General features: G+C 68.4%; 29 protein-coding genes, 1 pseudogene and 1 riboswitch. Of the genes and pseudogenes, 15 read left to right on the top strand and 15 right to left on the bottom strand.

The window, feature by feature from the left end; translation table 11 throughout:
- Positions 1-196: 196 nt before the first annotated feature.
- On the top strand, positions 197-697 hold the full coding sequence (locus ACZ9J7_RS05165) for a sigma-70 family RNA polymerase sigma factor (protein ID WP_476207595.1): 501 nt from the start codon (positions 197-199) through the stop codon (positions 695-697).
- Complete coding sequence (locus ACZ9J7_RS05160; protein WP_476207594.1) at positions 694-1,350, top strand: anti-sigma factor family protein; 657 nt, start codon at positions 694-696, stop codon at positions 1,348-1,350. Before ACZ9J7_RS05165 ends, ACZ9J7_RS05160 begins: the two co-directional genes overlap by 4 nt.
- Here the strand turns inward: ACZ9J7_RS05160 and ACZ9J7_RS05155 are convergent.
- Positions 1,347-1,865, bottom strand: coding sequence for an SRPBCC family protein (locus ACZ9J7_RS05155; RefSeq protein ID WP_476207592.1), 519 nt, complete (start codon positions 1,863-1,865; stop codon positions 1,347-1,349). The genes ACZ9J7_RS05160 and ACZ9J7_RS05155 overlap by 4 nt on opposite strands.
- Positions 1,866-1,892: 27 nt before the next feature.
- Complete coding sequence (locus ACZ9J7_RS05150) at positions 1,893-2,711, bottom strand: DUF1206 domain-containing protein (RefSeq protein ID WP_476211801.1); 819 nt, start codon at positions 2,709-2,711, stop codon at positions 1,893-1,895.
- Positions 2,712-2,922: 211 nt separating this feature from the next.
- Between ACZ9J7_RS05150 and ACZ9J7_RS05145 the strand changes: the two genes are divergently transcribed.
- Positions 2,923-4,503, top strand: coding sequence for a hypothetical protein (locus ACZ9J7_RS05145; protein WP_476207591.1), 1,581 nt, complete (start codon positions 2,923-2,925; stop codon positions 4,501-4,503).
- Positions 4,504-4,508: 5 nt separating this feature from the next.
- Positions 4,509-4,952 carry a hypothetical protein gene (locus tag ACZ9J7_RS05140; RefSeq protein WP_476207590.1) on the top strand — a complete coding sequence of 148 codons (444 nt, stop codon included), beginning with the start codon at positions 4,509-4,511 and terminating at the stop codon, positions 4,950-4,952.
- A 21-nt stretch (positions 4,953-4,973) separates the two neighbouring features.
- Here the strand turns inward: ACZ9J7_RS05140 and trmB are convergent, their stop codons facing one another.
- A complete protein-coding gene (gene trmB, locus ACZ9J7_RS05135; RefSeq protein ID WP_476207588.1) occupies positions 4,974-5,897 on the bottom strand; it encodes a tRNA (guanosine(46)-N7)-methyltransferase TrmB in 924 nt (307 codons plus the stop codon).
- Positions 5,898-5,971: 74 nt separating this feature from the next.
- Complete coding sequence (locus ACZ9J7_RS05130) at positions 5,972-6,325, bottom strand: hypothetical protein (protein ID WP_476207586.1); 354 nt, start codon at positions 6,323-6,325, stop codon at positions 5,972-5,974.
- A 194-nt stretch (positions 6,326-6,519) separates the two neighbouring features.
- Here ACZ9J7_RS05130 and ACZ9J7_RS05125 point away from each other — a divergent pair, with 194 nt between their 5' ends.
- Together ACZ9J7_RS05125 and ACZ9J7_RS05120 are read left to right on the top strand one after the other, a co-directional pair.
- Positions 6,520-7,866, top strand: coding sequence for an MFS transporter (locus ACZ9J7_RS05125; protein ID WP_476207584.1), 1,347 nt, complete (start codon positions 6,520-6,522; stop codon positions 7,864-7,866).
- 8 nt (positions 7,867-7,874) lie between these two features.
- Positions 7,875-9,299 carry an MFS transporter gene (locus tag ACZ9J7_RS05120; RefSeq protein ID WP_476207583.1) on the top strand — a complete coding sequence of 475 codons (1,425 nt, stop codon included), beginning with the start codon at positions 7,875-7,877 and terminating at the stop codon, positions 9,297-9,299.
- On the opposite strand, the gene ACZ9J7_RS05115 is transcribed toward ACZ9J7_RS05120, so the two are convergent.
- On the bottom strand, positions 9,296-10,033 hold the full coding sequence (locus tag ACZ9J7_RS05115; RefSeq protein ID WP_476207581.1) for a class I SAM-dependent methyltransferase: 738 nt from the start codon (positions 10,031-10,033) through the stop codon (positions 9,296-9,298). The genes ACZ9J7_RS05120 and ACZ9J7_RS05115 overlap by 4 nt on opposite strands.
- Positions 10,034-10,351: 318 nt before the next feature.
- On the opposite strand from ACZ9J7_RS05115, the gene ACZ9J7_RS05110 reads away from it, so the two are divergent.
- Positions 10,352-12,244 (top strand): DEAD/DEAH box helicase, encoded by a 1,893-nt coding sequence (locus ACZ9J7_RS05110; RefSeq protein ID WP_476207579.1) that lies wholly within the window; start codon positions 10,352-10,354, stop codon positions 12,242-12,244.
- Positions 12,245-12,314: 70 nt separating this feature from the next.
- Here ACZ9J7_RS05110 and ACZ9J7_RS05105 read toward each other — a convergent pair whose 3' ends face one another.
- The 7 genes from ACZ9J7_RS05105 to ACZ9J7_RS05075 form a co-directional block, all read right to left on the bottom strand.
- Positions 12,315-12,965, bottom strand: a complete 651-nt coding sequence (locus ACZ9J7_RS05105; protein ID WP_476207577.1) for an MBL fold metallo-hydrolase — start codon at positions 12,963-12,965, stop codon at positions 12,315-12,317.
- A gap of 21 nt (positions 12,966-12,986) precedes the next feature.
- Positions 12,987-13,289 carry a putative quinol monooxygenase gene (locus ACZ9J7_RS05100; protein ID WP_476207575.1) on the bottom strand — a complete coding sequence of 101 codons (303 nt, stop codon included), beginning with the start codon at positions 13,287-13,289 and terminating at the stop codon, positions 12,987-12,989.
- Positions 13,290-13,344: 55 nt separating this feature from the next.
- Positions 13,345-14,373: an aldo/keto reductase gene (locus tag ACZ9J7_RS05095; protein ID WP_476207573.1), complete on the bottom strand. Its 1,029-nt coding sequence runs from the start codon at positions 14,371-14,373 to the stop codon at positions 13,345-13,347.
- A gap of 30 nt (positions 14,374-14,403) precedes the next feature.
- Complete coding sequence (locus ACZ9J7_RS05090) at positions 14,404-15,030, bottom strand: nucleoside/nucleotide kinase family protein (protein WP_476207572.1); 627 nt, start codon at positions 15,028-15,030, stop codon at positions 14,404-14,406.
- 9 nt (positions 15,031-15,039) lie between these two features.
- Entirely contained in the window at positions 15,040-15,405 is a 366-nt protein-coding gene (locus tag ACZ9J7_RS05085) for a DMT family transporter (protein ID WP_476207570.1), read from the bottom strand.
- A complete protein-coding gene (locus tag ACZ9J7_RS05080) occupies positions 15,405-15,728 on the bottom strand; it encodes a DMT family transporter (RefSeq protein WP_476207568.1) in 324 nt (107 codons plus the stop codon). The genes ACZ9J7_RS05085 and ACZ9J7_RS05080 overlap by 1 nt, the downstream gene beginning before the upstream one ends.
- Before the next feature lie 9 nt (positions 15,729-15,737).
- A riboswitch (guanidine-III (ykkC-III) riboswitch) is annotated at positions 15,738-15,803 on the bottom strand.
- 66 nt (positions 15,804-15,869) lie between these two features.
- Positions 15,870-16,439 (bottom strand): HutD/Ves family protein, encoded by a 570-nt coding sequence (locus ACZ9J7_RS05075; RefSeq protein WP_476207566.1) that lies wholly within the window; start codon positions 16,437-16,439, stop codon positions 15,870-15,872.
- Between the two features lie 105 nt (positions 16,440-16,544).
- Here ACZ9J7_RS05075 and ACZ9J7_RS05070 point away from each other — a divergent pair, with 105 nt between their 5' ends.
- On the top strand, positions 16,545-17,156 hold the full coding sequence (locus tag ACZ9J7_RS05070; RefSeq protein ID WP_476207564.1) for a phosphoribosylanthranilate isomerase: 612 nt from the start codon (positions 16,545-16,547) through the stop codon (positions 17,154-17,156).
- Positions 17,157-17,265: 109 nt separating this feature from the next.
- Positions 17,266-17,667, top strand: a complete 402-nt coding sequence (locus ACZ9J7_RS05065) for a YccF domain-containing protein (RefSeq protein ID WP_141159156.1) — start codon at positions 17,266-17,268, stop codon at positions 17,665-17,667.
- A 10-nt stretch (positions 17,668-17,677) separates the two neighbouring features.
- Here ACZ9J7_RS05065 and ACZ9J7_RS05060 read toward each other — a convergent pair whose 3' ends face one another.
- From ACZ9J7_RS05060 to ACZ9J7_RS05050, 3 genes are all read right to left on the bottom strand, one after another.
- Positions 17,678-18,487 carry a 2-phosphosulfolactate phosphatase gene (locus tag ACZ9J7_RS05060; protein ID WP_476207563.1) on the bottom strand — a complete coding sequence of 270 codons (810 nt, stop codon included), beginning with the start codon at positions 18,485-18,487 and terminating at the stop codon, positions 17,678-17,680.
- On the bottom strand, positions 18,484-19,350 hold the full coding sequence (locus tag ACZ9J7_RS05055) for a DUF4031 domain-containing protein (RefSeq protein ID WP_476207561.1): 867 nt from the start codon (positions 19,348-19,350) through the stop codon (positions 18,484-18,486). The genes ACZ9J7_RS05060 and ACZ9J7_RS05055 overlap by 4 nt, the downstream gene beginning before the upstream one ends.
- A gap of 179 nt (positions 19,351-19,529) precedes the next feature.
- Positions 19,530-19,751, bottom strand: a complete 222-nt coding sequence (locus ACZ9J7_RS05050) for a hypothetical protein (RefSeq protein ID WP_476207559.1) — start codon at positions 19,749-19,751, stop codon at positions 19,530-19,532.
- 345 nt (positions 19,752-20,096) lie between these two features.
- Here ACZ9J7_RS05050 and ACZ9J7_RS05045 point away from each other — a divergent pair, with 345 nt between their 5' ends.
- From ACZ9J7_RS05045 to clpB, 6 genes and pseudogenes are all read left to right on the top strand, one after another.
- On the top strand, positions 20,097-20,507 hold the full coding sequence (locus ACZ9J7_RS05045; RefSeq protein WP_476207557.1) for a TOBE domain-containing protein: 411 nt from the start codon (positions 20,097-20,099) through the stop codon (positions 20,505-20,507).
- Positions 20,504-21,349 carry a molybdate ABC transporter substrate-binding protein gene (gene modA, locus ACZ9J7_RS05040; RefSeq protein ID WP_476207555.1) on the top strand — a complete coding sequence of 282 codons (846 nt, stop codon included), beginning with the start codon at positions 20,504-20,506 and terminating at the stop codon, positions 21,347-21,349. Before ACZ9J7_RS05045 ends, modA begins: the two co-directional genes overlap by 4 nt.
- A 101-nt stretch (positions 21,350-21,450) precedes the next feature.
- Positions 21,451-21,885, top strand: coding sequence for an SRPBCC family protein (locus tag ACZ9J7_RS05035; protein WP_476207553.1), 435 nt, complete (start codon positions 21,451-21,453; stop codon positions 21,883-21,885).
- Positions 21,886-21,940: 55 nt separating this feature from the next.
- On the top strand, positions 21,941-22,786 hold the full coding sequence (locus ACZ9J7_RS05030; RefSeq protein ID WP_476207550.1) for an ABC transporter permease: 846 nt from the start codon (positions 21,941-21,943) through the stop codon (positions 22,784-22,786).
- Positions 22,783-23,856 carry a sulfate/molybdate ABC transporter ATP-binding protein gene (locus tag ACZ9J7_RS05025; RefSeq protein ID WP_476207548.1) on the top strand — a complete coding sequence of 358 codons (1,074 nt, stop codon included), beginning with the start codon at positions 22,783-22,785 and terminating at the stop codon, positions 23,854-23,856. The genes ACZ9J7_RS05030 and ACZ9J7_RS05025 overlap by 4 nt, the downstream gene beginning before the upstream one ends.
- Positions 23,857-24,009: 153 nt before the next feature.
- Positions 24,010-26,653, top strand: a pseudogene (gene clpB, locus ACZ9J7_RS05020) (ATP-dependent chaperone ClpB).
- Positions 26,654-26,674: the final 21 nt, after the last annotated feature.

Genomic DNA, 26,674 nt, shown 5'->3' with positions numbered 1-26,674 from the left:
CGGGCGCCCGGCGCTGGATCACCGCGCTAACCCCTACGACGCCTCCGGGTGAAGAATGGTTCACAGGTGGGCTGCCACGCCGGACGGTTGAACCGTTTCCTGATTTCCGTCGTGGTAACAGCCGGGAGCGCAGCACGCCGTGGCGTTCCCGGCGGCAGTGCCGGGCAGTGGTGTTGGCAGTGACGGGAGGAGCGGGATGCCGCTCGACGACAACGTGGTGGAGGCCATCTACCGTGAACATGGCAGCGCCCTGCGCCGCTTCGTGCTCAGCGCCACCAGGGATCCACAGCTCGCGGAGGACGTGGTCCAGGAGACCGTGCTCCGCGTCTGGCAGCACGCTCCGGAGGTCAACGGCAGCTTCCGCAGTTATTTGTACCGCACAGCCAGGAACATCATGATCGACAATTACCGCCGGAGCCAGCGCCGCCCGCATGAGGCACTGGAAAGCAGCCTCACCGATCCCGCCGAGGTGATGGGCCGCGTTGACGAGGTGCTGAACCGGGTCCTGATGGAGGAGGCGCTGCTGCGGTTGAGCAAGGAACACCGGGACGTCCTGGTGGCCCTCCATTACCGCCGGTTCACGGTCAACGAGGCTGCTGTCCAGCTCAACATCCCCAGCGGCACCGTCAAGTCCCGCGCCTTCTACGCGCTCCGGGCTTTGCGCACCATCCTGGACGAGATGGGGGTGGAACGGTGACTCCCACCCCGCACCACCTGCTGGGTGCCTACGTGCTGGGCGGCCTCGACGCGGCCGACCTCAGCCTTTTCGAAGCACACCTCCAGGGCTGCGCCGCCTGCCGCAAAGAGCTTGCCGTACTGGAGAAAGTCCCGATGCTCCTCGATGCCCTCCCCGTCCCCGACGCCGTGGCGCTCACTGCCGCGCCCGGCGGCACGGAGGGAGCTGACACAGGCGCCCCGGCGCGCCTGTTCAGCGAGCTGGCGCACCGCCGCAGGACACTACGACGGCGGTGGGTGGCGTTGGCAGGCGCTGTGGCCGCTGCCTGCCTGGCGGTGGGCCTGGCCGTGGGGCCGCTGCTCGCCAGGCCGCCGCAGCCGGATGCCACCTACTCCGTGGCTTCCGGCGGAGGGCTCCAGGTGAACATCGACATGGCCCGGAAGACCTGGGGGACCGAGCTGGCCGTCAGCGGCAGCAGCCTGCCGGAGGAAGGGACGCTGTCGCTTTGGGTGCGCGACCGGGCCGGCGCGGAGGACCGGGCGTGTGCCTGGACCGCCACGCCCAGCGGGAAGGTCAAGGTCACCGGTGCCACACCTATCCAGCTTGGCAGCATCTCCAGCGTCGAACTGCGGGATGGCGCCCAGCGGGCCGTGGCGGTCATAACGGTTCCCTAGGACTGCGGATCCGGGCCAGGCTGGTTGTGTCCCCGGCCCGTTCCCAACGCACGGAATTCCGCCACCAGGGCCTCATCCTCGCAGGCGCGGGCGAAGGCGGCGATCCGCCGTTCGATCTCGTAGCCCAGCAGATGGCTGCCGATCCGCTCCATGATGGGCCGGAGCAACGCCGGGCGGCACGAAAACGTGTACTTCCAGACGGCCCGGGTGCCGTCGTCGTCCGCGGTGAACCGCCAGCCGCCGCCGAAGTTCGTGAAGAACCACGGGCCGGACACCATGGTCATCCCGACGTTCCTGGGCGGCGCATACGAGACGTACTGGCTCACCATGGCCAGCCCAAGGCGTGACCTGGTGCGGGTGCGGACGCCCTTTCCCGGTGCCTGCGCCCCGTCAAGGAAGCCCTGGGCGGAAATGAAGGGATCCCACTTGAGCCGGAATTCCCCCGTGGTTTGCGAGAAGGCGAAGGCAGTCCCAGGGTCGATGCGGATCCAGCGTTCGGCGCGTACTTGGGGCATGCCCCAACCTAACCACGCCGATGCCGGCTACTTGGTCATTTTCGCCAACCGCGCTCGCATGATCATGTAGGCGCCGTAGCAGATCAGCCCGGCTCCCACCGCTGCCAGCAGGTAGGGTCCCATCGGCTGGTCACGGAGGGCCCGCAGGCCGCCGTCCAGGCCGGTGGAATCCTCCGGATGCCGCTTGAGCGTGGCGACGGCGATGAGCAGGCCTGCCAGCAGGAGTACTGTCCCCTTCGCCAGGTAACCTGCCACGCCTAGTGCCGTGACGGCCGTCCTGGCCGGCCCCGGAGCCGGCATCCGCAGTTGCTTCTGGAAAGACTTCTTTGGTCCCCGGATGCCGTAGACCACACCCGTCACGGCAACCGCCACACCGATCAGGACCAGCAGGGCAACCCCGCCCGGGGCCTGCATCATGGACACGGTGAAGTCGCTCGCGGCCTTGCGGTTGTCGCCGCCGTTTCCAGTGCCCGTGAGGAAGTGCGAAAGGGTCAGGGCAAGGACGGCGTACACGATCGCCTGCAGGGTGGCCTTGGCCTTGTTCTTCACCTTGGTCTTGGTGGCCTGGTGGTTGAAGTCGAAGATCGCATCGCCTGCCTGCCAGAGCGACAACGCGGCGCAGGCCGCGAAGCTTCCCCACAGCAGGAACGGGCCGACGGGCACCGTGGCAAGTTCCGCTACCGCACCGCTGAAGTCAGCATTTCCGGTTCCGCCCACCGCCAGCCGGATCGAAATGGCCCCCACCAGCAGGTGGAGGATCCCGCTGGCCGCAAACCCGGAACGGGCGAAAATCTCAAGGACGCGCGAATTGGTGACGTCCTCGGCCTTGTCAACGGCCTGTTTCAGTTCTTCTTTGATCGTCTTTCCTTTTGGACGGCGCGGTAGTGCGCTGGTGTGCGTGCCCTTCTTATAAGGGCAATCGTGCCACGCCGTGGGGTCCCGGAACAGCTGGTTCCGGGCCGCCGATGGGGAGGGATCCCCATCGCCGCGATCCCATACCTGTGCAACCATGAGGACCAGCGATCGAAACGCACCGCACTCTTTTCCGGGGGAAACCATGACTTTTTACGGCGCAGACATCAGCCAGCTGCGGGCGCTGGCCAAGGCCGCCGACCAGGCAGCGACATTGCTGAGCAGCCGTGCCGGGTCCCTGCACAGCCAGATCCAATCCGCGCCGTGGAAGGGCCGGGACGGTGAACGCTTCCGCCAGGAGTGGAGTGCCAGCCACCGTCCCAGCCTGGACAAGGTGGTGGCCAGCCTGCGGGAAAACTCCAAAATCCTGATGAAGCATGCCGACGAGCAGGAAAAGGCGTCCACCACGGGAGGTGGCGGCTCCGGCGGCAGCACCTGGGACCGGATCACCTCCATGGCCGAGCAGGCGAGGGAGTGGTTCAAGGAGCGGGCCGAAGAAGCCAGGGCAGCGGCCGAGCACCGCCGCGACCTCGCCGCCGGACTGGACCGCATGGTCAACGCCAGCCCGGAAGAGCAGGCAAAGTGGTGGGCCGGACTGTCCGATGCCGACAGGCAGTACCTGATCCAGGGCGAAGGCAGCGACGGCCCTTTTGCCGAAGACCTGATGCGCATGGACGGCGGCATTCCCGCCGCCGCGCAGGAACTGGCGAAGCACCACCTGCAGGAACTGGCCAAGGCCGACATTCCGGTCTACACGGAAACAGGCAAGGCCTCCATCGAAGCCCGGGTTGCCTGGGTCCACGGCGGCGCCGAAGTGGGCACCGAGGTGGTGGAAAACGCCGACGGGTCCGCCACCATGAAGGTCTACGGAAACATGGGCCTGGGCGTCAACGACGCCTCCGGCACCGCAGGCGCAACACTCACCGGCGAGGTCTCCCGCGAGTACACCTTCGCCAGCGTGGAGGAAGCCATGGCCGCCCGCAAGCAGATGTACCACGACCTTCCGCCGGACAGCATCGGGGCGATCAAGGATGTGGCCGGCAACCCGCCCGGCTACATCCTGGACACCATCAATGATGCCGCGAAGGACAACGGCTCCACCGGCCAGACGGATAAGGCCAAGGGCACCTTCTCGCTGGATGCAACCGGCGAATCCGGCACGGTATCCGGCGGCGCGAAGCTCGACCTCGCCTACGAACGGAACCTGACCGACGGCACCTCCACGGCCAGCGGCGAGGTCTCCGCCAACGGCCAGCTCAAGCTGGACGGCAGGGTCTTCGAGGCCTCCGGCAAGGGCGGCCTGGAAGTCAACATGGACAAGCACAACAACATCGATTCCGTCTCGGTCTCCATGGACGGAACCGTGGCCCAGGGCGTCACGTCCGGCCTGAAGACCGAGGGGGCGAAGTTCGATTCGACCGTGACCGCCGGGACCCAGGGCACCGTCAAGATCGACGTCGACTACACGCCCGAGAACCGCCCCATCATCGACAGCTACCTGCGCAACGTCGCCTTGGGGAATGACACCGGTGCGGCCCATGACGCGGCCCGGCTCTACGAGGCCGGCTCCGCCACCGTCCAGGTGAACTCGGTGCTGACTGCCAAGAACGAGGCGGGCATCGATCTGAAAGTGGGTGAGGTGGACATCAAGACCGAGAACCAGTCCACCACCAACGTGTCCACGTACTATAAAGTCCCCAACGACACCAAGCTCGAGAGGCTCTGAAACCCATGTCAGTGCACATCGAATCCCCGCTGGGCTTCACCGCGGACTTCCCCGAGCACACCCAGGTCCTGGACGATTCCACGGCGGGCCCCAACAGCGAGCAGTTTGGCCTGCTGGGCGGTGTGCTGGTCACCGTCATCAAGGACGACACCTCCGTCCAGGACGCGCCGCAGGCCAACGGCTGGGCGCACCTGATGGCGGGCTACTACCTTGAGGACCGCGGCGGCACCCTCCTGGCGGAGGGCGAGCTGAACCTGCCGGGCAAAGCTGCATACGCCGTGGTGGCGGGATACGACGACGGCGGCCCGGCCAAGGTGGCAGCCACAGTGGGCGTGTGGGAAAGCAGCATGTTCATCGGCGTCGTGGTCGTCTGGCCGTATCTGGACCCGGAAGCCGAACCGCGCCTGGACATGCTCAAGGAGATCGTGGCCGCCATCAACGTCGGCTAGCGGCCTTCCCGGCCCCGCCGCTTAGCGGCGGCGGTAGCAGAGGTCGAAGATCAGCCGGCCGGCCTCGTGGGCCTTCGCCTCGAAGCTGGTCCGGATCCTGCCCTCGAAGCGGGGAGCCCAGCCGCCGGTCTCGTCCACGCCTTCGTTGGGCCCGGTGTGCTCCGTGCTCACCGGTGCGCGTCCTTCCCGCACGGGTGCACCGCCCACCACCGATTCGACACCGGACTGCCACACCTGTGTCAGCGGGCTTTCGGGGCCGCGGCGCTCGCCGTTGTGGAGGTTCTCGAAGTCCTTCGAGCCCGCCATGACATCCCGGACATGGACAGCATAGTTGGACCAGTCGGTGGCGATCCGGAACAGGCCGCCCGGTTTAAGCGCGCGGGCAGCGAGGCCTGCGAACTCCGGCTGGATGAGCCGGCGCTTGTGGTGCCGCGACTTGTGCCACGGGTCCGGGAAGAAGACCCACAGTTCGCTGACCGAGCCTTCGGGCAGCATGGTGGCCAGAACTTCGGGCGCGTTCGCCTCCACCACGCGGACGTTGTCCAGGCCCCGGCTGTTGATCTTGATGATGGTGTTGGCCAGTCCCGGCGTGTAGACCTCCACGGCCAGGAAGTTCGTGCCCGGGTTCTGTTCCGCCGCGTGGCAGACGGCGTCGCCCAGGCCCGAACCGATCTCAACGATGAGCGGGGCTTCGCGGCCGAACTCAGCGGCGGCGTCAAAGGTGTAGTCGGGGTGGACCGAGGTGTTGGCCACGTGCCGGGGCACGTCGACGGCCCACCGCTCGGCGTGCTCGGCCCAGGCTGCCTGCCGGCGGCCTTGGAGGCGGGTGCCGCGGCGCACGAAACTGACCGGGCGGCCGCCGTACGTGCCGAAGGAGGCCTGGGTTCCCGGCGTCACGGGCCTGGGGACATGCGGCTGCTGGGGGTTTTCAGGGGATTCACTCATCCCTTCCAGAATAGCGCCGCAGGCCCAGCGGAGAGTTTGGGCGCAAGCATGGGTGTGCCCGGAACAGGGTTCGTTCAGAAGACGCCTATGAGATCGAGTGCCGGGCCGAGCGCCAAAGCGAAGACCAGGCCGCAGATGCAGAGGGCCACTGCCGCTGCGGACCGGCTTCCTGATCCCCGTGGCAACTGTTTCAGCGCCTGAAGCGCCGGCCGGAGGCCAATCGATGCGAAGAGGAGAGGCAGGCTGAACATTACGACGGGAGTTACCCAGGGCGTGGGGGAGTAGCCGCTGTCCGAATAGGTCATCAGCATGGCAAGCCCAGCGAGCGGTCCGGTCAGGAGCATGCTGGCAGGAGCAAGGATGGCCAGGACCAGGCTGTTTGTGGCCTTCCTGCCGACCCGGGTGTTCTTGGGTTCTCCGGCTGGCACCGGGGTTGCATTGTCCATCGGCGCCGGGCGGGGGTTTGGTTGAGGGGTCGTATCCACGGTGCTCCCGTTGGTCGGTGCGGTCTTATGCCTGGCCGCGGCTGGTTTCAACGTATGGAGCTGGAAACAACGCCGGAAGGTACGCCGGCCCGTATGTGGAAAACTCCGTGGCGGCGGCCGCCTGCAAGAATGGGCCCATGACGGACGGAATGAATGCCGCGGCAAGGAAGCAGCGGCGAACGGCTGCCTCCGGGGACGCCCCGGGCGGGACCCGGACGGGCAGCAGCGTGGTGGACCTCAGCACCCTGGTGGACGCAGAAATCGATGAGCTGCCGGCGGCGCAACCCACCCGCGTGGGCAGCCGGCGCGCCCTCGCCTACCTCGGCGTGTGCCTGGTCCTGATCGGCCTGAACCTGCGCAGCGTCTTTTCCAGCCTCTCCGCCGTCCTGCCGGAAGTGACCTCCCAGGCCGGGCTGCCCGGCTGGTCCGTGGTGGTGCTGACCACGGTTCCGGTCACCCTGCTGGGTGTCTTCGCGCCGCTCGCCCCGGTCCTGGCCCGCCGATTCGGTGCGGAGCGGGTGCTGCTGGGCGCCATGGCATTACTGACCGCGGGGCTCCTGCTGCGGCCCGTGGACACCGGGACAGCAACGGGCGGGGGCGGCCACCTTCCTGCCCTCCTGGTGGGCACGGCAGCCTGCGGCGCCGCCATCGCCCTGTGCAACGTGCTCCTCCCGGGCCTGGTGAAACGCGACTTCCCGCACCGGCTGGGGCTCATGGGCGGGCTCTACACCACGGCCATCTGTGCCTCGGCCGCGCTCGGGGCCGGCTTCACCTACCCGGTGTACACGGCGACGGGTGAGTGGACCAAGGCGCTGTGGGTCTGGGCGCTGCCCGCCGCCGTCGTGCTTCTCCTGTTCCTCCCCGTGGCCCTGCGCCAGGGCACGGTCCGGCACCAGGCGGTCCGGGACGGGATCAACGTCTGGCGCTCACCCGTCGCCTGGCAGGTCACCATCTTCATGGTGCTGCAGGCCATGATGTCCTTCAGCGGCTTCGCCTGGCTGGCGCCCATCCTCCGGGAACGGGGCGTGGACGGGGCCACCGCAGGGCTGATCGTTGCCGTGTGCATCGTGCTGCAAATGCTGGGATCCCTGTTCGCCCCCGCCCTGGCCGCGAGGTTCCGGGACCAGCGCGCCATCAACACGGTTGTAGCGTTGATGACCGGCGGGGGATTCGTACTGAGCATCCTCGGCCCCCTCAACCTCATCTGGGTGTGGGCCGGCCTGCTCGGACTGGGGCAGGGAAGCCTCACCGCCGCGGCCCTGACCCTGATCATGCTCCGCACCCGCGACGGGCACACCGCAGCCCACCTCTCCGGCATGATGCAGGGCGTGGGCTATGGGGTGGGCTCCACGGGCACCCTCATGGTGGGCCAGCTCCACCAGGCAACGGGGTCCTTTGTTCCCGCCGGGATCCTGTTCATGGTGGTGGGCCTGCTCGCGGCGGTCTTCGGCTACCGGGCCGGCCGGAACCGGTTCGTGGAGTAGGGCCGGCCGTGCAGGACTCCACGCTACCGGGAACCCGCGACGCCGCCGGCATCTTCCGGCCCCCATACCTGTGGGTGACCGTGGGAACCTGCGCCCTGGTGTTCCTGGCCGCCTTCGAATCGCTCGCCGTGACCACCATCATGCCTCTGGTCAGCCGGGAGCTGAACGGCGGAAGCCTCTACGCGCTGGCCTTTGCGGGGCCAATGGCCACCGGCGTGATCGGCATGGTGGGGGCGGGTAACTGGTCCGACCGCCGCGGACCCGCCCTGCCGCTGTACGCCTCCGTGGCCCTTTTCGTGGCGGGCCTGCTGATTGCGGGCACCTCGGTGACCATGCCCATGCTCGTCGCCGGCCGCCTGGTGCAGGGTCTCGGCGGCGGCGCCCTCACCGTTGCGCTCTACGTGCTCGTGGCGCGCTTCTTCCCGGGCCAGCTGCATGCCCGGATCTTCGCTGCCTTCTCGGCGGCCTGGGTGGTCCCGTCCCTGGTGGGGCCCTTCGCCGCCGGCGTGGTGGCCCAGGTTTTCAGCTGGCACTGGGTGTTCCTGGGCGTGGTGGGCCTGGTCGTTCCCGCGTTGGCCATGATCGTGCCGGTGCTGCGCGGACTGGACGGCCCCGACGCGGAGGGACAGCCGGCCGGAACAGGCCAACCGGGGGGAACCGCGCCGCCGTGGGCCCTGGGCCGGCTGGGCTGGGCGGCACTGGCCGCGCTCGCGGTGCTGGGGCTCAATCTTTCCGCGGACGCCCGGATGCCGGGCTTCCCGGCAGCCACGGCACTCCTGGCGCCCGCCGCCGTCGTCCTGGCCCTGGTGGCCGTGCGTCCCCTGGTGCCCCCAGGCACCCTCGCCGCCCGCCGCGGGCTGCCGAGCGTGATCCTGGCGCGCGGGCTCGCGTCGGCGTCGTTCTTCGGCGCCGAGGTCTACCTTCCGTATCTCCTGATCGACCAGTATTCGTTCCCGCCCACCCTGGCCGGGCTGACCCTCACCGGCGGCGCGCTCGCTTGGGCGGGGGCCGCCGCCGTCCAGGGCCGGATGGGCACACGGCTGCCGCACCGCCGCGCTGTCCAGGCCGGATCGCTCATGGTCCTGGCCGCGATAACCCTGGCCCTGGCCACCACCGCGCTGCACTGGCCGGCCGCCACCGCCATCGCGGGCTGGGTGCTGGCAGGGGGCGGCATGGGCCTGCTCTACCCACGCCTGAGCGTGATGACCCTGGCGCTGTCCACCAAGGAGAACGAGGGCTTCAACAGCTCCGCCATGTCCATCTCCGACTCCCTGGGCGGGGCGCTGTCGCTGGCCACCACGGGGATTGTCTTCGCCGCATTCGCTACGCCGGTCCAGTCCTTCGCAGGAGTGTTCGCGTTTACCGCGGCCATCGGGGTCGCGGCGGCATTGGTGGCGCCGCGCGTCACCACCCCAGCTCCTCCGGCAGGTTAGGAAAGGCGGGTGGCGCGCAGGACGACGTCGGCGATGGTCGCTTCCTGCCCCTCCGGCCCCGTCGCCGGGCGCTCCCGGCTGGTGAGGACCTCCACCTGCCACCCGGGCTGGTCCAGTCCCAGTTCCTGCACCAGCTGGTCCCCCGTGTAGAACATGTCCAGGTGCTTGTGGTGGTCGTTGCCCCAAGGCGGCAGCCGGTCCGGGTGGTGGCCCACCACCAGCAGCGTTCCGCCGGCTTTGACGGCCGAGGCCGCTGCGCGCAAGGGGACCCGCCAGTCCAGCTCCTGGGAATGCAGGAACTGTGATGTCACAAGGTCGTAGGAGTTCCCGGGGTGCCACTGCGCCAGGTCCGCCTGCTGCCAGGTGATCCGGCTTTCCATGGTGCCGTTCGTGGCATGCACGCTTTCCCGCGCCAGCTCGGCCAGTTCGTGGGAGCGGGCCCGTTCCAGGGCAACGGCGGAGACGTCGACGGCGGTCACGGACCAGCCCTTCTGCGCCAGCCAGATGGCGTCGGCGCCTTCCCCGCATCCCAGTTCCAGCGCCGTCCCGGGCCGCAGGCCACCGGCTTCCCGGACCAGCTGCGGGTTCGGCTTCCCGCTCCACAGCCTGGCTTTGCTGCGGTACCGCTCGTCCCAGGCGGAAGCCGCGTCAATGCCGCCGCCACCCCCGTCCAGGGCCGCCCCGCCGTCGTGCGTGTGCCCTTCATGCTGTTGCGTGTCCTGGTGCTCGCTCATGCCTCAACACTGCCCCGCCAGGTCCCCGAAGGCAACGCCGACGACGGGTTCCCGGCGCGGGGATGCTAGACTGGAGGAACTTGATGTGCAGTGATGCCGCCTGCTCCGGATCTGGAGGTTCCTTTCCAGGGAGCGGGCTTTCTTCATGTGAGAGGCACATCCTGCGTCGATGAACGCGTTCCATTTGGTCCCGGCCGGCTGTCCTGATTTACAGCGCCCGGTTGATCACCTGACTTTTCTTCGGCGAAACCCCTGGTCCAACCGGCATCGGGGGCCGATATCCGCCCGGATACCGCCAGAAAGACCGTAAAAAACTACATGACTACTTTTGCTGCCCTCGGTACTCCCAAGGCCCTTGCAGACACCCTTACCGCCCAGGGAATCGTTGAACCGTTCCCCATCCAGGTGAAGACCCTTCCGGACACGCTGTCCGGCCGTGACGTCCTGGGCCGGGGCCGGACCGGATCCGGTAAGACCATTGCTTTCGCTATCCCGCTTGTAGCAAGACTCGCTGAGCGGGAAGCCAAGTACTTCCGCAAGCCCGGCCGCCCCATGGGCCTGGTCCTGGCACCCACCCGTGAACTGGCAACCCAGATCAACGCCACCATCGAGCCGCTGGCCAAGGCCGCCGGCCTGAACACCACCGTGATCTACGGCGGCATCTCCCAGGCCCGGCAGGAGAAGGCGCTGCGCGCCGGCGTCGACATCGTCATCGCCTGCCCCGGCCGCCTGGAGGACCTGATCCGCCAGCGCATCCTGACCCTCGAGGCTGTGGAGATCACCGTCCTGGACGAGGCCGACCACATGGCCGACCTCGGCTTCCTGCCGGTGGTCAAGAAGCTCATGGACATGACCCCCAGCGAGGGCCAGCGCCTGCTCTTCTCCGCCACCCTGGACAACGGCGTGGACAAGATCGTCCAGCGCTACCTGTCCAACCCGCTCACCCACTCCGTGGACGATCCGCAGGCAGCGGTAACCACCATGGAGCACCACGTGCTGGTGGTCAACGACCAGACCGTCAAGAAGCAGCTGATCGTGGAGCTCGCCTCCGGAGCCGGCCGCCGCGTCCTGTTCATGCGGACCAAGCACCACGCCCGCAAGCTGGCCAAGACCCTGACCGACGCCGGGATCCCCGCCGTCGACCTGCACGGCAACCTCTCCCAGAATGCGCGTGACCGCAACCTGGCCGAGTTCTCCAACGGCGACGTCCGCGTCCTGGTGGCCACCGACGTTGCCGCCCGCGGTGTGCACGTCGACGACGTCGAACTGGTCATCCACGTGGACCCGCCCACCGAGCACAAGGCGTACCTGCACCGTTCAGGCCGCACCGCGCGTGCCGGTTCCGACGGTACCGTGGTCACCCTGACCCTGCCCGAGCAGCAGGCTGACGTGAAGAAGCTCATGAAGGCCGCCGGCGTGGATGTCAGCTTCGAGCGCGTCACCGCGAGCTCACCCATCGTGGCCGAACTCGTTGGCGACATCGCCGAGAAGGTGGACCCGCGGACCCGTGCCGCACTGCTGGCAGCCAAGGCCCCCAAGCAGGGCGGCGGCACCTCCACCGGTGCCAATGCGGAGCGCAAGCGCGCACGCCGCCAGGCTGCTCCCACCACCGGTGGGCGTGGCGGACGTGGTGGACGCGGCAAGGTTTCGGCCGAACCCGCCCGCAGCGACGCCACCCGCGCCGAACGCCGCGCTGTCGCCTTCGAAGGCCGCACGGAAGCCCGTGCAGCGTTCGACCGCAATGCCGAGCAGAACGAGGACCGCGCAGTGGCAGCAGCCGCTGCCCGCCGCAATGCCCGCGGCCGCGCCACGGCTTCCACGCACCGCAACGACGTTCCCGCAGCAGGTGGCCGCTCATCGGCCGGCCGCGGGTCGAACGGACGTGCAGTCGAGGGCCGCAGCGATTCCCGGATTACCCGCAGCGACGCTCCCCGCGGCGGCACCGGCCGCCCGGCTTCCGGCGGACGCCCCGCGTCCGGTGGCCAGCGCAGCGGCCGCCCCGCAACCGGCCAGCGCGCCGCAGCGGGTACCTCCGGCCAGCGCTCGGGTGCAACCGGAGGAAGCAAGGCAGTCTGGTCCTCCAACACCGGCGGAACCTCGGGTGGGTCATACGGCTCCGGCAGCGGCGGCAATGGTGGCTCGGGCCGTCCTGCCCGCAGCGGCCCCCGCCGCGCGTCCGCACCGGCGTCGAACGAGCGCCGCGGCCGCTAGTACCCACCGGCCGTAAAACTGCTGCGGTGGTTGAGCTTGTTTCGACAAGCTCAACCACCGCTTTTTGTTTTTACCAGCCGCGGGCGCGCCACTCATCGAGGTGCGGGCGCTCCGCACCCAGCGTGGTGGGTTTCCCATGCCCGGGATGCACGACGGCGGTATCCGGGTAGGCGTCGAACAGCCGCTCCGTGACGTCGGACAGGAGCTGGTTGAACCGTTCCGGGTCCTGCTGGGTGTTGCCGACGCCGCCGGGAAACAATGAGTCGCCGGAGAAGATGTGCGCAGGTCCTTCCGGGTCCTGGTACACAAAGGCTATGGAGCCCGGGGTGTGGCCGCGCAGGTGGACGGCGGTGAGCTCGAAGCCGTCGAACTTCCCAACGTCGCCATGGCTTAGCCGCACCTCCACGGGGACCGGCAGCGCGTCGGCGTCGTCCGCTCCGGCGGCTGCCGGTGCGCCGGTGGCATCCACCAGTTCCTTCAGGGCACGCACGTGGTCCCAGTGCTGGTGCGTGGTGGCAATCAGGGCAAGCCGCGGGGCTGCGGACGTGTCTCCTGCCCCGTCCGCCAGCAGTTGCTGGATGGCAGGGAGATCGTCAGCGGCGTCGATCAGCACCTGTGCACCGCTCTCCTTCGCCGTCAGCAGGTACACGTTGTTGTCCATCTCGCTGACCGGGATGCTGCGGATGGTGAGGCCGGGCAGGTCGTATCGAAGTGAGTCCATGGGCTTCAGTCTAAGGACGGGCTAGAGGCCGAGAGGCAGGGTGGTGGAGTAGACCTGTTTGGACGGCCGCGCGGCGAGTACCTCGTGCAGCGTGCTCGTGCCTTCCGGCGTGGCCCGCCAGGCGGCGTAGTCGTCGTGGTCCTGGGTGGTGGCCCAGGTTTCCACCACCAGGATCTGGCAGGGGTCCGTGTCGTCCACCAGCGCTTCGATGCCCTGGTTGCCGGGCCAGGCGCGGGTGGCGGCGAGGGTTTCCGCCAGGTATTTGGCGGCGTCGTCAACATGTTCGGGCTTGAACTGGACTTCGAAGTGGACGATGGCAGGCATGGGGCTCCTTGGGTTCGTAGTTCGTAGTTCGTAGTTCGGAATGAGGGGAAGGCTGCTATTCGCGGCCCTCGGACACCCACGTGGGGTCCGCGGAACGGGAGCCGACGACCGCGTCGGACGCTGCGTCCAGGGCCTCCAGGTGCGCCGTGGCCAGCTCCAGGGACAGCGCGCCGAGGTTTTCGTCGATCCGGGCGGCCTTGCGGGTACCGGGGATGGGGACCACCGGCAGGCCCAGCCGCTTGCCCTGCGCGAAGATCCACGCCAGGGCAACCTGCGCTGGAGTGGCGGCCAGTTGGTCCGCCACGGACCGTACGGCGTCCACCACGGCTTGGTTGGCGCCTGCGGCGTCCGGGGCGAATCGGGGAATATTCCGCCGGAAGTCCTTTGCGCCCAGGCTGGCGGTGTCCACCGTTCCGGTGAGGAAGCCACGGCCCAGCGGGGAGTACGGGACAAAGCCCACCCCCAGGCCGGCGGCGGCCGGGACCACGTTGCGTTCCACGTCCCGGCTCCAGATGGACCATTCGCTCTGGACCGCCGCGATCGGGTGGACCGCCGAAGCGTCCTGCAGTTCCTGTGCCGTCACCTCGGACAGGCCCAGGTGCCTGACCTTCCCCTGCTTCACGAGCTCCGCCATCGCGCCCACGGTTTCCTCGATGGGCACGCGGACGTCGCGGCGGTGCATGTAGTAGAGGTCGATCACGTCGGTACCCAGCCGCTGCAGGCTCCGATCCACTGCTTCGCGTACATAGGAGGCGTCGCCGCGGATGTCCGTGTAGCCGTCCGTGGGCGTGCCCACCAGCGCGAACTTGGTGGCCAGCTGGACTTCGTCCCGCCGGTCCTTGAGCAGCTGGGAAATGAGTTCCTCGTTGCTGCCGCCGCCGTAGATGTCAGCGGTGTCGATGAAGCTGACACCGGCGTCGACGGCGTGGTGCAGGGTCTGCAGCGCCTCGGCAGGGTCCACCTCGCCGTACACCGGCGTGAGGGCCATGCCGCCGAAGCCCAGGGGGCTGACGGTCAGTCCATCACCGAGGTGGACATTTCGTGCGGCTTCATTGCTGCCGGATTCGCTGGGTGCGCTTGCCATGGTTCTCCTGTTCGTTTCCTGCGTTGAAATTTACAGCCAAGGTAGGACGCGGTCCGCCGCCGGGCGGGTGGCCTGGATCAGGCGGGCATTGGCTTCGTCGGGTCCAGTGGCCCAGGCAACCGCAGCCTCACGTTGCATGCCGAACGAAACGTGCCGGTCCACCAGGCGCTGCAGCCGGAGCGCCAGCGGAGTTTCGAGGAACCACACCTCATCCAGCTGCGCCCGCACGTCCTTCCACGGTTCCTGGTCCGCCAGCAGGTAGTTCCCCTCGGTGATCACCAGCTGGACCTCGGCGGGGACGGCAATGGAAGCAGCCACCGGCTCGTCCAGGGTGCGCCGGAACTCCGGTGCGTACACCACCGCCTCGTCCCGGAGAGCCAGGCGGCGCAGCAGCGCAAGGTAGCCGCCGGCGTCGAACGTATCAATGGCTCCCTTGCGCTGCCTGAGCGGGGTCCCCTCGATGATTGCGTTGCCCAGGTGGAAGCCGTCCATCGGCACCACCACGGAGGTGCCGGGGCTGAACTGCTCCTGCAGCCAGGCGGCGAAGGTGGACTTGCCGGACCCGGGCGCCCCCGCTACGCCCAGGATGGTCCGCGTTCCGGGCACCAGCCGGCGCCGCAGCGTATCCACGGCGATGGTGATCTCGGGGGAGTGCATGGCAAAAGCCTAGTCACCGCCGGGTGCCGGCCGCGCATCTTTTTCTGCCGGCAGCGCTTTCAGGCCCGCGGCGCAGCCCACGATCCCCGTGATGAACAGCAGCTTCACCACGCTGAAGGGCTCCACGCCGGTGGCCATGGCCCAGCCCACGGTCAGCGCGGCGCCGATGCCCACCCAGATGGCGTAAGCCGTGCCCAGCGGGATGTTCCGGATGGCCACGCCGAGGCCCAGCATGCTGAGCGTGGCGGTGACGGCGAAGACGGCGGTGGGCAGCGGGCGGCTGAAACCGTCGGACAGGCCGAGCGCGGTGGCCCAGACAGCTTCCAGGACGGCCGACGCCAGCAGCACCATCCACGGAACGGAACGCTTCAACATCACGCCACCACCTTGAGGCCAACCACGCATGCGGCGATGCCGGACAGCAGGAGCAGGCGCGCCGCCGTCGGACGTTCAACCCTGGTGGCCATCGCGTAGGCGGAGGTGAGGACCACCCCCACGCCCACCCACACGGCATAGGCCGTTCCAGTGGGAATGGACTGCATGGCCACGGCAAGGCCGCCGGTGCTGGCGGCAACGGCCGCCAGGAACAGGGCCCCGGGGGCGATTCGGCGGCGTCCGGAAACCTGTGCGGCCCGGTGCAGCGCAGCTGCCCAGACGGCCTCCAGCGCGCCGGAAAGAATGAGGATGATCCACGGCATGACAGTTCCTTTGGCCAGTCTTGTCGCGTGCCGGGTACTGAACCGTCGTCCGGAGGCCGGGGTGGGGGCCTTGGCTTCCAAGGTAGCAAGGCACGACGGCGGGCTGCCACCGTTGGTGCGCAACCTCACCAGCCCAGGTGCTTACGTTGCAGGATCCTGAGGGTCGATGGACACCACAGCCAGGAAGCCGCGGCCAAGGATTTCCGGGGAATCGCTGTCGGACCCCACCACGGCGTCGTAGCGGCCAAGCTCCAGCGGTTCGCCGGCGCTGTCGCTGACCTTCGCCTGTCCCTGCAGGAGCACCCCAAGCTGCCCTTCGAATACGGGGTGGGCGCGTTTCTTGGACAGTTCGATAATGGAGGTGAAGGCCTTGAACGCCCCGGTCCGGGTGATGACGTTGAGGTCACGGATGTCCCCGGTGGGCAGTGCCGCTGTTGTGGGGGCGCCGCCGTCGAAACGGAACGGACGGTACTTCTCAAGGGGCTGTTCCGCGCCGCCAACGGTCAGCAGCAGCAGTTCCCCCTCGATGACCGTCAGTACCCGCTCCATGCCGGGGAAAGCGGAAAAGTCGCCGGCCTTGGCCACATCCGCGATGCTGACCCGCCAGTCCCAGCCGCCGTCCGCCGACCCCTGGCGTGCGATTTCCCTTGTCACCCCGCCACCGTTGCGCCATGGTTCGGCCTTGAGCCCTGCGAAGCGGATGATCTGCATCAGCCCAGCCTAGTTCCCCGCCGCGGATGCCCGTCGCACGCCGGTCCCGTGCCTGTTACTCTCCTCCGGGGGGTCAACACGAAAAAAGCCTGAAGGAGCCCGGGAATGTTCGTCAAAGTGTGTGGTCTCAGCACGCCCGAATCGGTCCGCGAAGCAGTGGACGCCGGCGCGGATGCGGTGGGTTTCGTCCTCACCGCCAGCCCCCGGGTTGTCTCACCGTCACAGGCCGCCTCCCTGCTGGCCGGGGTACCGGACACCGTCTCACCGATCGGTGTCTTCCGGGAAGAGCCCGTCGCCGACGCCATCGCCATCGCCCGGGCCGCCGGCCTGGAGTGGGTCCAGCTGCACGGGGCCCGGTCCCGCACGGACGTGGCAACAGTGCACGACGCCGGCATGAAGCTGGTCAGGGCCATCACCATGGGTGCCTCGCCGGACGAGTTCGAGGACTGGGGTGAGGACCTCCTCCTGATCGATGCCGCCGTACCGGGTTCCGGGGAGTCCTGGGATTACGCTTCCGTGGCTGCCCTGCCCGTGCTCCGGGGACGGAACTGGCTGCTCGCCGGTGGCCTGGAGGCGGCCAACGTGGGCCAGGCAGCGGCCGCTGCGCACGCCTGGGGCGTTGACGTGTCCTCCGGCGTCGAGGCGTCCCGCGGCGTGAAGGACCTGGCCAAGATCCGGGCGTTCGTCCAGGCTGCCAAGGCCGCTGCCACGGTCTAGCGGCCATCCACGTGTGCCCGGCGGCCGCGGGTCAGGGCAAGCTCAGGGATGTCCCCCATCTTTTGTCCGGAGGGCCTTTTTGTCAGGGGGTCGAGGGCACAATGGGTGCATGAAGACACTTCTGAACATCATCTGGCTGGTTTTCGGCGGCTTCTGGCTGGCCCTGGGCTATTTCCTCGCAGGCGTGGTCTGCTGCCTGCTGATTGTCACCATCCCCTGGGGCATCGCCTCATTCCGGATTGCTTCCTACACGCTGTGGCCGTTTGGCCGGATGGTGGTGGACAAGCCTGGCGGTACTGGTGTCTTTTCGCTGCTGGGCAACGTGATCTGGCTGCTGGTAGCCGGAATCTGGATTGCCATCGGACATGTGGTCACCGCCTTCGCCATGGCCGTGACCATCGTTGGAATCCCGCTGGCCATCGCCAACCTCAAACTCATTCCGGTATCCCTGATGCCGCTCGGCAAGCAGATCGTGCCAACCAGCACTCCGTTCGTCAGCACCTACCGCTAAGGATTGCCGGTTATAGCGGCCGGAACGACCCATCCCTGAGGATGGCCGTCCGCTCACTGCCGTCCAGCTCAGCGGCGATGTCCACGTCCTCCGCGTAGCCTGCCCCGGACAGTTCCCGGCCGCTGGAGCAGTTCTGCAGCAGCTCGCGCAGCCGTGGTTCGGCGGACTCGAAAACAGCCATGGCCGCCACTGCCTCCGGAGCATAGCCGTGCCGCCCGTCACCGGCTTCGTAGCCGCCCTTCCCGGCGGCCACCAGCCCCGCGATGAAGGCGCCGGCTCCGATCTGGTCCTCCACGGAAGGCCGGATTGTGCCGTCGGGCCACCGCTCGCCGGCGGCGACCACGGCCACCACCGCATCGGCAGCGAGGTTGGCCGCCACCCATTCCGCCGTGGCCGCCGCGTTCCGCAGGCAGGCTGCGGCCACGAGCGGCACTTCGGCGGCCAGCGCATGGCAAAGCTCGGAACCGTTGGGCGAGGGCAGCACCACACGGTCCAGCGACTCCGCGGCGCGGAGGCTTGCGGGCGACAGACTCAGGCCTCCACCGCCGCGGGGCCCGGCCAGTTGGGCGCGGTGGTGGGCGGCGAAGTCCTCGGCCGTGGTGTCCCGCCAGCGGTAGGGAAATACTTCGGCGCCCCGGTCCAGGGCCACGCTGACGCAGGTACTGAAGGACAGGACATCCACCACTACCGCGATGTCGGCCCCGGCCGCCACCGTCCTGGCACCCTCCAGCCCCCACTCCAGCCGGACGGTGAAAGGGAGTTGGCGGTGCGCCGCATTGGCGGAGTGCGTGTGCCGCGGGCTCGTGCCGGGTGCGTTCATGCCAGTTCGCCTTCCAGGTTGCGGTGTGCGGTGTCCAGCCAGAGGGCCCTTGCCCGCCGGTGGTGGAACAGCGGGTCCAGTTCCAGCAGGTGGCGGACGACGGCGGACCGGCCGGCTGCGAAGTCGGCGTCGCCGATGTGTGCGTAGTCCTTCCGCACGGCAGCGACGTAGCGGGCGTACTCGTCCGGTTCGGCGCCCAGGATGGAAAGGTCCGCGTCGCACAGGAGGGCCCCGTCGTCGTCACCAGGCTCCGGCCGGTGGTCCGACGTCAGCCGGACCAACCGGGCGACTTCCGCCACTTCTTCCTCGGGCAGACCTGCGTCGGCCAGCCGGTCTTCGGCCAGCCGCGCCGATTCCTCCTCGTCCTGTTCCGCGATCCCGCGGTACACGGCATCGTGGAACCACACCGCCAGCAGCACCGTCCGCGGCGGGTCGCCAGGTTCCGTGAGCAGGTCGATCGCCTCAAGGACCGAAAGCAAGTGGGTACAGCCGTGGTAGTGGCGGTGTGGTTCGCTCCACCGGTCCAGCAGGTCCAGGAACAGTGCGTCGTGCCCGGGCATAATGGCTTCCCAACGGTTCAGCAGCGGGACCTTCAGCGACTTGTTCCGCCGGCGCGCCGGGATCCGCAGGCCGCTGGCGATGAGCCGGCGTACCAGCACCCTTCCCTCCACCGGAGCGGCGCCGGCAGCCACCAGGTCATCGAACCGGCGTTCCGGCACATCGTAGTGGTCGCCGTCGAAGGCCCGCTCAGGAATCCCGGCGGCAGCAGCGAACGAATGCAGCTCATCCAGCGATGTGTCCGACACCAGGTGCGAGAAATGCGTTCCGTGGGCAGGCCACAGCGGCGGGTCGATGTATATCAAGTGATCCTTTCCCGGACCGCTACTGTCGCGGGTTTCCGCTGGATAGATCCTAGCCCGGGCCATGCCCTCCCCTGAGGGGTCCCAAGGGCGGCTGGCTGGAGCATCAAAGGGAAGAGTCCACCCGGTACAAGACCGGGTGGACTCTTCCTTGTAGCTTTGCCAATGGCCGGAGGCGCCCGTTAGTCGGTTTTGCCGGCCAATGCCACCAGCACGCCGGCCGTAGCGAAGAACTTGTTGCTGCCCAAGTCACGGATGGTCTTGATGCCCATGCCTGCGAGCAGTTCGTCGTGCTTTTCCGTCAACCCCGCGAGTGCCGAAGGCGGCGCAGCCAGAACTTCATCAAGGGTTGAGTTTTCGAAGGCCTTGTCAAGCGCCTTCCCCAATTCAACTGATACAGCCATCTGCATGTCCTTTCGTCGATAAGGAAAATCTGCACATCCGCCACGGTGCCGCCCGCAGGGCGGGAAGGCTATGCACGGTGCGGGGACGCTTCCGCGCCCCTGCCGGACACGCTATCGCAGAGCACCCGACAAAACCTGGAAAGCGGCATCGACTTTTGTTTCGACAACGCCCGCGGACACCCGGATAGTGCCGGTTGCGGCGGAAGACCTGTGCGCAGCCGGTCAGCCGGTCCATTTTGAGCCACCTGTGCCGATCGGCGGCCTACAACGCCAGATCCAGCACGATTTCCTCATTTGCGTCATATTTTCATCATTGGAATTTCATTTGCGGCATATAATCCTCACATGGCACTCATCCGCGTCTCCGAAGCAGCCCGGTTCCTGGGCGTAAGCGACGATACTGTGCGCCGGTGGACGGAGCAGGGGACCCTGACCGCGCTTCGGGACGCCTCCGGCCGCCGGGCGGTGGACGGACTGGAACTGGCAACGCACGCACGGAAGCTCGCCCAGCTCCCGGACGACCCCAAAAACGGCAGCAGCTCGGCACGGAACCGGTTCGTCGGCCTGGTCACCAATGTCATCACGGACAAGGTCATGGCACAGGTGGAACTGCAGTGCGGTCCTTTCCGGGTGGTCTCCCTGATGAGCAGCGAGGCCGTGCGCGAACTCGGGCTGGAACCGGGGGCCGTTGCCACCGCCGTGGTCAAGGCGACCACTGTCATCATCGAATCATCGAAGGGCCGGGCCACCGCATGAACCAGCCACTTGCCCGGCCCGGGCACCCACCACTCCGGAAACGCATGCTTTCGCTCGCTGTCCTGCCAGTGGTCGCGCTGCTGCTGGCGGTCCTCCCGGGCTCCGCCGCAGGGGGCTCCGCGACGGATGCCGGTGCCGGCACCACCGCAGACGGCAAGCCCGGCGGCGGGATCACCGTTTTCGCGGCGGCCTCCCTCAAGCAGGCCTTTACCGAGCTCGCCAGCACTTTCGAAGCGGAGCATCCCGGCACATCGGTCGCGCTGAGTTTCGCCGGTTCCTCGGACCTCGCAAGCCAAATAAGCCAGGGTGCACCCGCCGACGTCTTCGCGTCCGCGGACACCGCCAACATGAAGAAAGTGCAGGACGCAGGCCTGGCCAATGGCACGCCGGAAAACTTCGCCACCAACACCCTGGCCATCGCTGTGCCGCCGGGCAATCCTGCCGGAGTCACATCGCTGAAAGACCTGGCCCGGCCCGGCATCAAGCTGGTGACCTGCGCCAGCCAGGTTCCCTGCGGCGCCGCCGCGGCCCGCGTGGCCCAGGCGGCGGGGCTTACGCTGAGCCCGGTCAGTGAGGAAAACGCAGTCACCGACGTCCTGGGCAAGGTCACCTCCGGCGAGGCGGACGCCGGGCTGGTCTACGGCACTGACATCAAGGCGGCCGGGACCAGGGTGGCAGGCATCCAGTTCCCGGAGTCGGGGAGTGCCGTGAACACCTACCCGATAGCGGGCCTCGCCGGTGGCCGGAACCAGGCCACCGCGCACGCCTTCATTGACCTGGTGGCAGGCCCGGAAGGCCAGAAAGTCCTTGCCGCCGCGGGTTTCGGACCCGGCGGACAGTAGGGTGGGGCCAGGAGCGGCCGGCGGTTCGCCGGGCCGTGCCGGTCAACACCACCCGTCCAGCATCCACCGTTCTTCAGCCGACATGTCCGGAGGAAACCAGCATGGCCCACGCAGAAAACAGCATCACCATCAACCGGCCGGCACGCGAGGTCTACGACTTCCTGGCCGACGGCCTGAACAACACCGCCTGGCGTGAGGGCGTAAAATCCATTTCCCTCAAGGAAGGCAGGGCAGGTGAGCCCGGCGCGATCTACAGCCAGACGCTGACCGGACCCAAGGGCCGCCCGCTGCCGGGTGACTACAGGATCACCACCGCAGAGCCCGGCCGCCTGCTGCGCTTCGAGGTGGTTGCGGGGCCGGCCCGGCCCACCGGCACGTACACCCTGGCCGGGGAAGCCGGCAGCACCACCGTGCATTTCGCCCTGGACGCCAAGCTTCCGCTCCTGATGCGCGTCCTCGATTCGATGGTCACGAGGACCATGGAATCCGAGGTAGCCCAGCTGTCCAGGCTCAAGCAGGTCCTCGAAAGCCGCTGAGCACTTGGGTACAGCAGGCACGGAAACGGGGAAAGGCAGCGGGGGAGCGCGACAGGTGGACAGACACGCGTACTCCGGCATCCCCGCATGGGTCCGGGTGCTGGCGGTCCTGGCGGCCGTCGTCGTCGTCCTTCCCCTGCTGGCCATGGTGCTGCGCGTCGACTGGGCCCAGTTCATTCCGTTGGTGACGTCGGGCCCATCCCTGACGGCGCTTGGGCTGAGCCTTCGAACCTCCGCGGCGAGCACCGTGCTGTGCGTCGTGCTGGGCGTTCCGCTGGCACTGGTCCTGGCCCGCGATTCCTTCCGGCTGCAGGGACTCCTGCGCTCACTGGTACTCCTGCCGCTGGTGCTTCCGCCGGTGGTGGGCGGCATCGCCCTGCTGTACACATTCGGCCGCCAAGGGCTGCTGGGGCAGACCCTGGAGGTGCTCGGGCTGCGCATCGCCTTCTCCACCACGGCCGTGGTCCTGGCGCAGACGTTCGTGGCGCTGCCCTTCCTGGTCGTCAGCCTGGAAGGGGCCCTGCGGACGTCCGGCTCCCGCTATGAAGCAGTGGCCGCCACGCTGGGGGCGCCGCCGGGCACGGTGTTCCGGCGGGTCACGCTCCCGCTGGTTCTGCCAGGCCTCGCGTCCGGCGCCGTGCTCTCATTCGCCCGCAGCCTGGGCGAGTTCGGCGCCACGCTCACCTTCGCCGGCAGCCTCCAGGGGGTGACCCGGACCCTGCCCCTGGAGATCTACCTGCAACGGGAAACGGACCCTGATGCCGCCGTCGCGCTGTCCCTGCTCCTGGTGGCAGTCGCTGTCGCCGTCGTGGCGCTCGCATACCGGCAGCCGGCAAAGAGCCGCCCCTGGACTGCAAAACGCACGACGCCGCCCGCACCCGTTCGCGGGGAAGTCCCGTGACGCTGTCCTTCCGGGCAGCCGTGGCCGGGCGGCGTTTCGACGTGGACCTGGCCGTCCAGCCGGGCGAAACGCTGGCCGTGATGGGACCCAACGGCGCCGGCAAATCAACCCTGCTGGCCAGCATCGCGGGCCTGCTGCGGCCGGACAGCGGCCGGGCGGAACTCAACGGCAGGACGCTCTTCGATGTCGACGGCGGCAAGCGGACCTGGCTGCCTCCGCATCATCGCGGCACGGCCCTGCTCGCCCAGGAACCCCTGCTGTTTCCCCACCTCAGCGCGGTGGACAATGTCTCCTTCGGGCCCCGCAGCGCCGGCGTCCCCAAGCGGGACGCGAAGGAGCAGGCCATGCGCTGGCTGGCTGATGTGGAAGCGGAACACCTCGCCGGACGCCGTCCCGCAGAACTGTCCGGCGGCCAGGCCCAACGCGTGGCCGTGGCCCGTGCGCTCGCCGCCGATCCCGCGCTCCTGCTGCTCGATGAACCGCTGGCCGCCCTGGACATCCATTCCGCGCCGCTGCTGCGCCGCCTGTTCAAGCGGGTCCTCGCGGGGCGGCAGGCCATCATCGTCACGCATGATGTCCTGGATGCGCTGATGCTCGCGGACCGCGTGCTCATCCTGGAAGACGGCAGGATTGCGGAGGAGGGGCCCACGCGGGAAGTCCTGGAACGCCCCCGCAGTTCCTTCGCCGCCGGACTCGCCGGACTGAACTTTATCCCTGGCACGTTGGACGGCGCGGGAGTGCGTACCTCCCGGGGCCTGAGGATCGCGGGGCACGACCAGGAACCAGCCTCCGCCGAACCCGGCCCGCTGCCCAAGCCGGCCGGTGCGGGCGTGGCCGTCTTCCCGCCGTCGGCCGTCTCCGTGTTCCTCGACGACGCCCATGGAAGCCCGCGGAACTCGTTCGCCGTCACCATTACCGACCTCGAACCCCACGGCGACCAGATCCGCGTCAGGGCAGGCGGGCTGGCCGCCGATATCACGCCTGCCGCCTCCGCGGACCTGGGCCTTGCGCCGGGCATGACGGTGCACTTCGTGGTCAAGGCCACCGCCGTCTCCGTCTATGGGACCTAGCGGCAGGCCGGCAGCCAAGCGACCCCGGGCAGGAAGGACCTCCGGCTCTGGACAGCCGTTTCGCCGTGGGCAAACATGGCTAAGGAACGTCGCCGCGCAAAGTTGAGCGTAGTACACTCAACTTAGTAAACCAGCCCCCGAAAGGAGCTCTCTTTGGACGTCAAATTCACCACCAAGAGCCAGGAGGCTCTTTCCGCGGCGGCAATGAACGCCTCCACGGCCGGCAACCCCCAGGTGGAACCGGCGCACCTCCTCAAAGCCCTGATGGACCAGCGGGAGGGCGTCGCTGTTGCGCTCCTCCGCGCCACGGGCACCGACCCGGACGTTGTCAGCGTCCAGGCCAGTAGCGCCATCAAGGCCCTGCCCGCCACCTCGGGCGGCTCCAGCCAGCAGGCGCAGCTGTCCCGGCCCGCACTGCAGGCCATCCAGCACGCCAAGGAGGAGGCCGACCGGCTGGGCGATTCCTTTGTGTCCACCGAGGTGCTCCTGGTGGGCCTCTCCGCCGGCAACGACGCTGCTGCCCGGCTGCTCCGCGAGGCAGGCGCGTCCCGGGAAGCCCTGCTCGCTGCCCTCCCCGGAGTCCGCGGCGACCGCAAGGTGGACAGCCCGGACCCCGAAAACACCTTCCAGGCGCTGGAGAAGTACGGCACGGACCTCACTGCCATGGCCCGCGCCGGCAAGCTGGACCCGGTGATCGGCCGGGACTCGGAAATCCGCCGCGTGGTCCAGGTGCTCTCCCGGCGCACCAAGAACAACCCGGTGCTGATCGGCGAACCCGGCGTGGGCAAGACCGCCGTCGTCGAAGGCCTGGCCCAGCGCATGGTGGCGGGCGACGTCCCGGAAAGCCTGCGCGGCAAGACGCTGATCTCCCTGGACCTTGGGTCCATGGTGGCCGGCGCGAAGTACCGCGGAGAGTTCGAGGAGCGGCTGAAGGCTGTCCTCGAGGAGATCAAGGGCTCCGAGGGCCAGGTTGTCACGTTCATCGACGAAATCCATACCGTGGTGGGTGCGGGCGCCACCGGAGATTCCTCCATGGACGCCGGCAACATGCTCAAGCCCATGCTGGCCCGCGGCGAGCTGCGCCTGATCGGTGCCACCACCCTGGACGAGTACCGCGAGAACATCGAAAAGGACGCCGCCCTGGAACGCCGCTTCCAGCAGGTGTACGTGGGCGAGCCCAGCGTGGAGGACACCATCGGCATCCTCCGCGGCCTCAAGGAGCGCTACGAGGCGCACCACAAGGTCTCCATCGCCGACTCTGCCCTGGTGGCCGCTGCCACGCTGTCCAACCGCTACATCACGGGCCGGCAACTGCCGGACAAAGCCATTGACCTCGTGGACGAGGCAGCATCCCGCCTCCGCATGGAAATCGACTCCGCTCCGGAGGAAATCGACCAGCTGCGGCGGCAGGTGGACCGGCTCACCATGGAGGAACTGGCCCTGACCGGCGAATCGGATCCCGCGTCCGTGGAACGCCTGGCCGCACTCCGCGCCGACAAGGCGGACAAGGAGGAGGAACTCTCCGCGCTGAACGCCCGGTGGGAAGCGGAGAAGGCCGGCCTCAACCGGGTGGGTGACCTGAAGGCAAAGCTGGATGAACTGCGCTCCGCGTACGACAAGGCTGCCCGCGAAGGCGACCTCGAAACCGCCTCCCGGATCCTCTATGGGGAGATCCCGGCCCTCGAGCGCGAGGTGAACGCCGCTGCCGAGGCCGAGGCCGCCGTGACGGACAAGTCCACGCAGATGGTGGCCGAGGAAGTGACCGCTGAGGATATCGCCGAGGTCATCTCCGCGTGGACGGGCATCCCGGCCGGCCGCATGCTGCAGGGCGAAAGCCAGAAGCTGCTCCACATGGAAGAGGAGCTGGGCCGGCGCCTGATCGGCCAGGCCAAGGCCGTGACGGCCGTGTCCGACGCCGTCCGCCGCGCGCGGGCCGGCATCAGCGACCCCAACCGGCCCACCGGTTCCTTCCTGTTCCTGGGCCCCACGGGCGTGGGCAAGACCGAACTGGCCAAGGCGCTGGCGGATTTCCTGTTCGACGACGAACGCGCCATGGTGCGCATCGACATGTCCGAGTACGGCGAGAAGCACAGCGTCGCCCGGCTGGTCGGGGCGCCTCCGGGATACGTGGGCTACGAGGAAGGCGGCCAGCTGACCGAGGCCCGTCCGCCGCCGCCCCTACTCCGTGGTGCTGCTGGACGAGGTGGAGAAGGCACACCCCGAGGTTTTCGACATCCTCCTGCAGGTGCTCGACGACGGCCGCCTCACCGACGGCCAGGGCCGCACCGTGGACTTCCGCAATGTGATCCTGGTGCTGACCTCCAACCTGGGCAGCCAGTTCCTGGTGGACCAGTCCCTGGACGCGGCGGCCAAGCGCAGCGCGGTCATGGCCACGGTCAACGCGTCCTTCAAGCCGGAGTTCCTCAACCGGCTCGACGAAGTGGTGCTGTTCGACGCCCTCACGGTGGAGGAACTGGCCCACATCGTGGAGCTGCACGTGGAAGAGCTGGGGCGGCGGCTGCGTGAACGGCGGCTCACCCTGGAAGTCACCGACGGCGCCAAAGCCTGGCTGGCACTTTCCGGCTACGACCCCGCCTACGGCGCCCGGCCGCTGCGCCGCCTGGTGCAGCGCGAAATCGGCGACCGGCTGGCCAAGGCCATCCTCGCCGGTGGGATCAGCGACGGCGACACCGTGCTTGTCGACACCGCCGCGGACCTTGGGGAGCTCACCGAGGGCAACGTGGACGCGCTGACCGGTGCCCCAAGCTCCGGCCTCTCAGTACGGCGGAAGGACTAACCGGCCGGCAGGGCCGGCGGA

The sequence above is a fragment of the Pseudarthrobacter sp. TE9888 genome (assembly GCF_056279345.1).
This window is presented reverse-complemented; position numbering and strand designations above follow the sequence as displayed.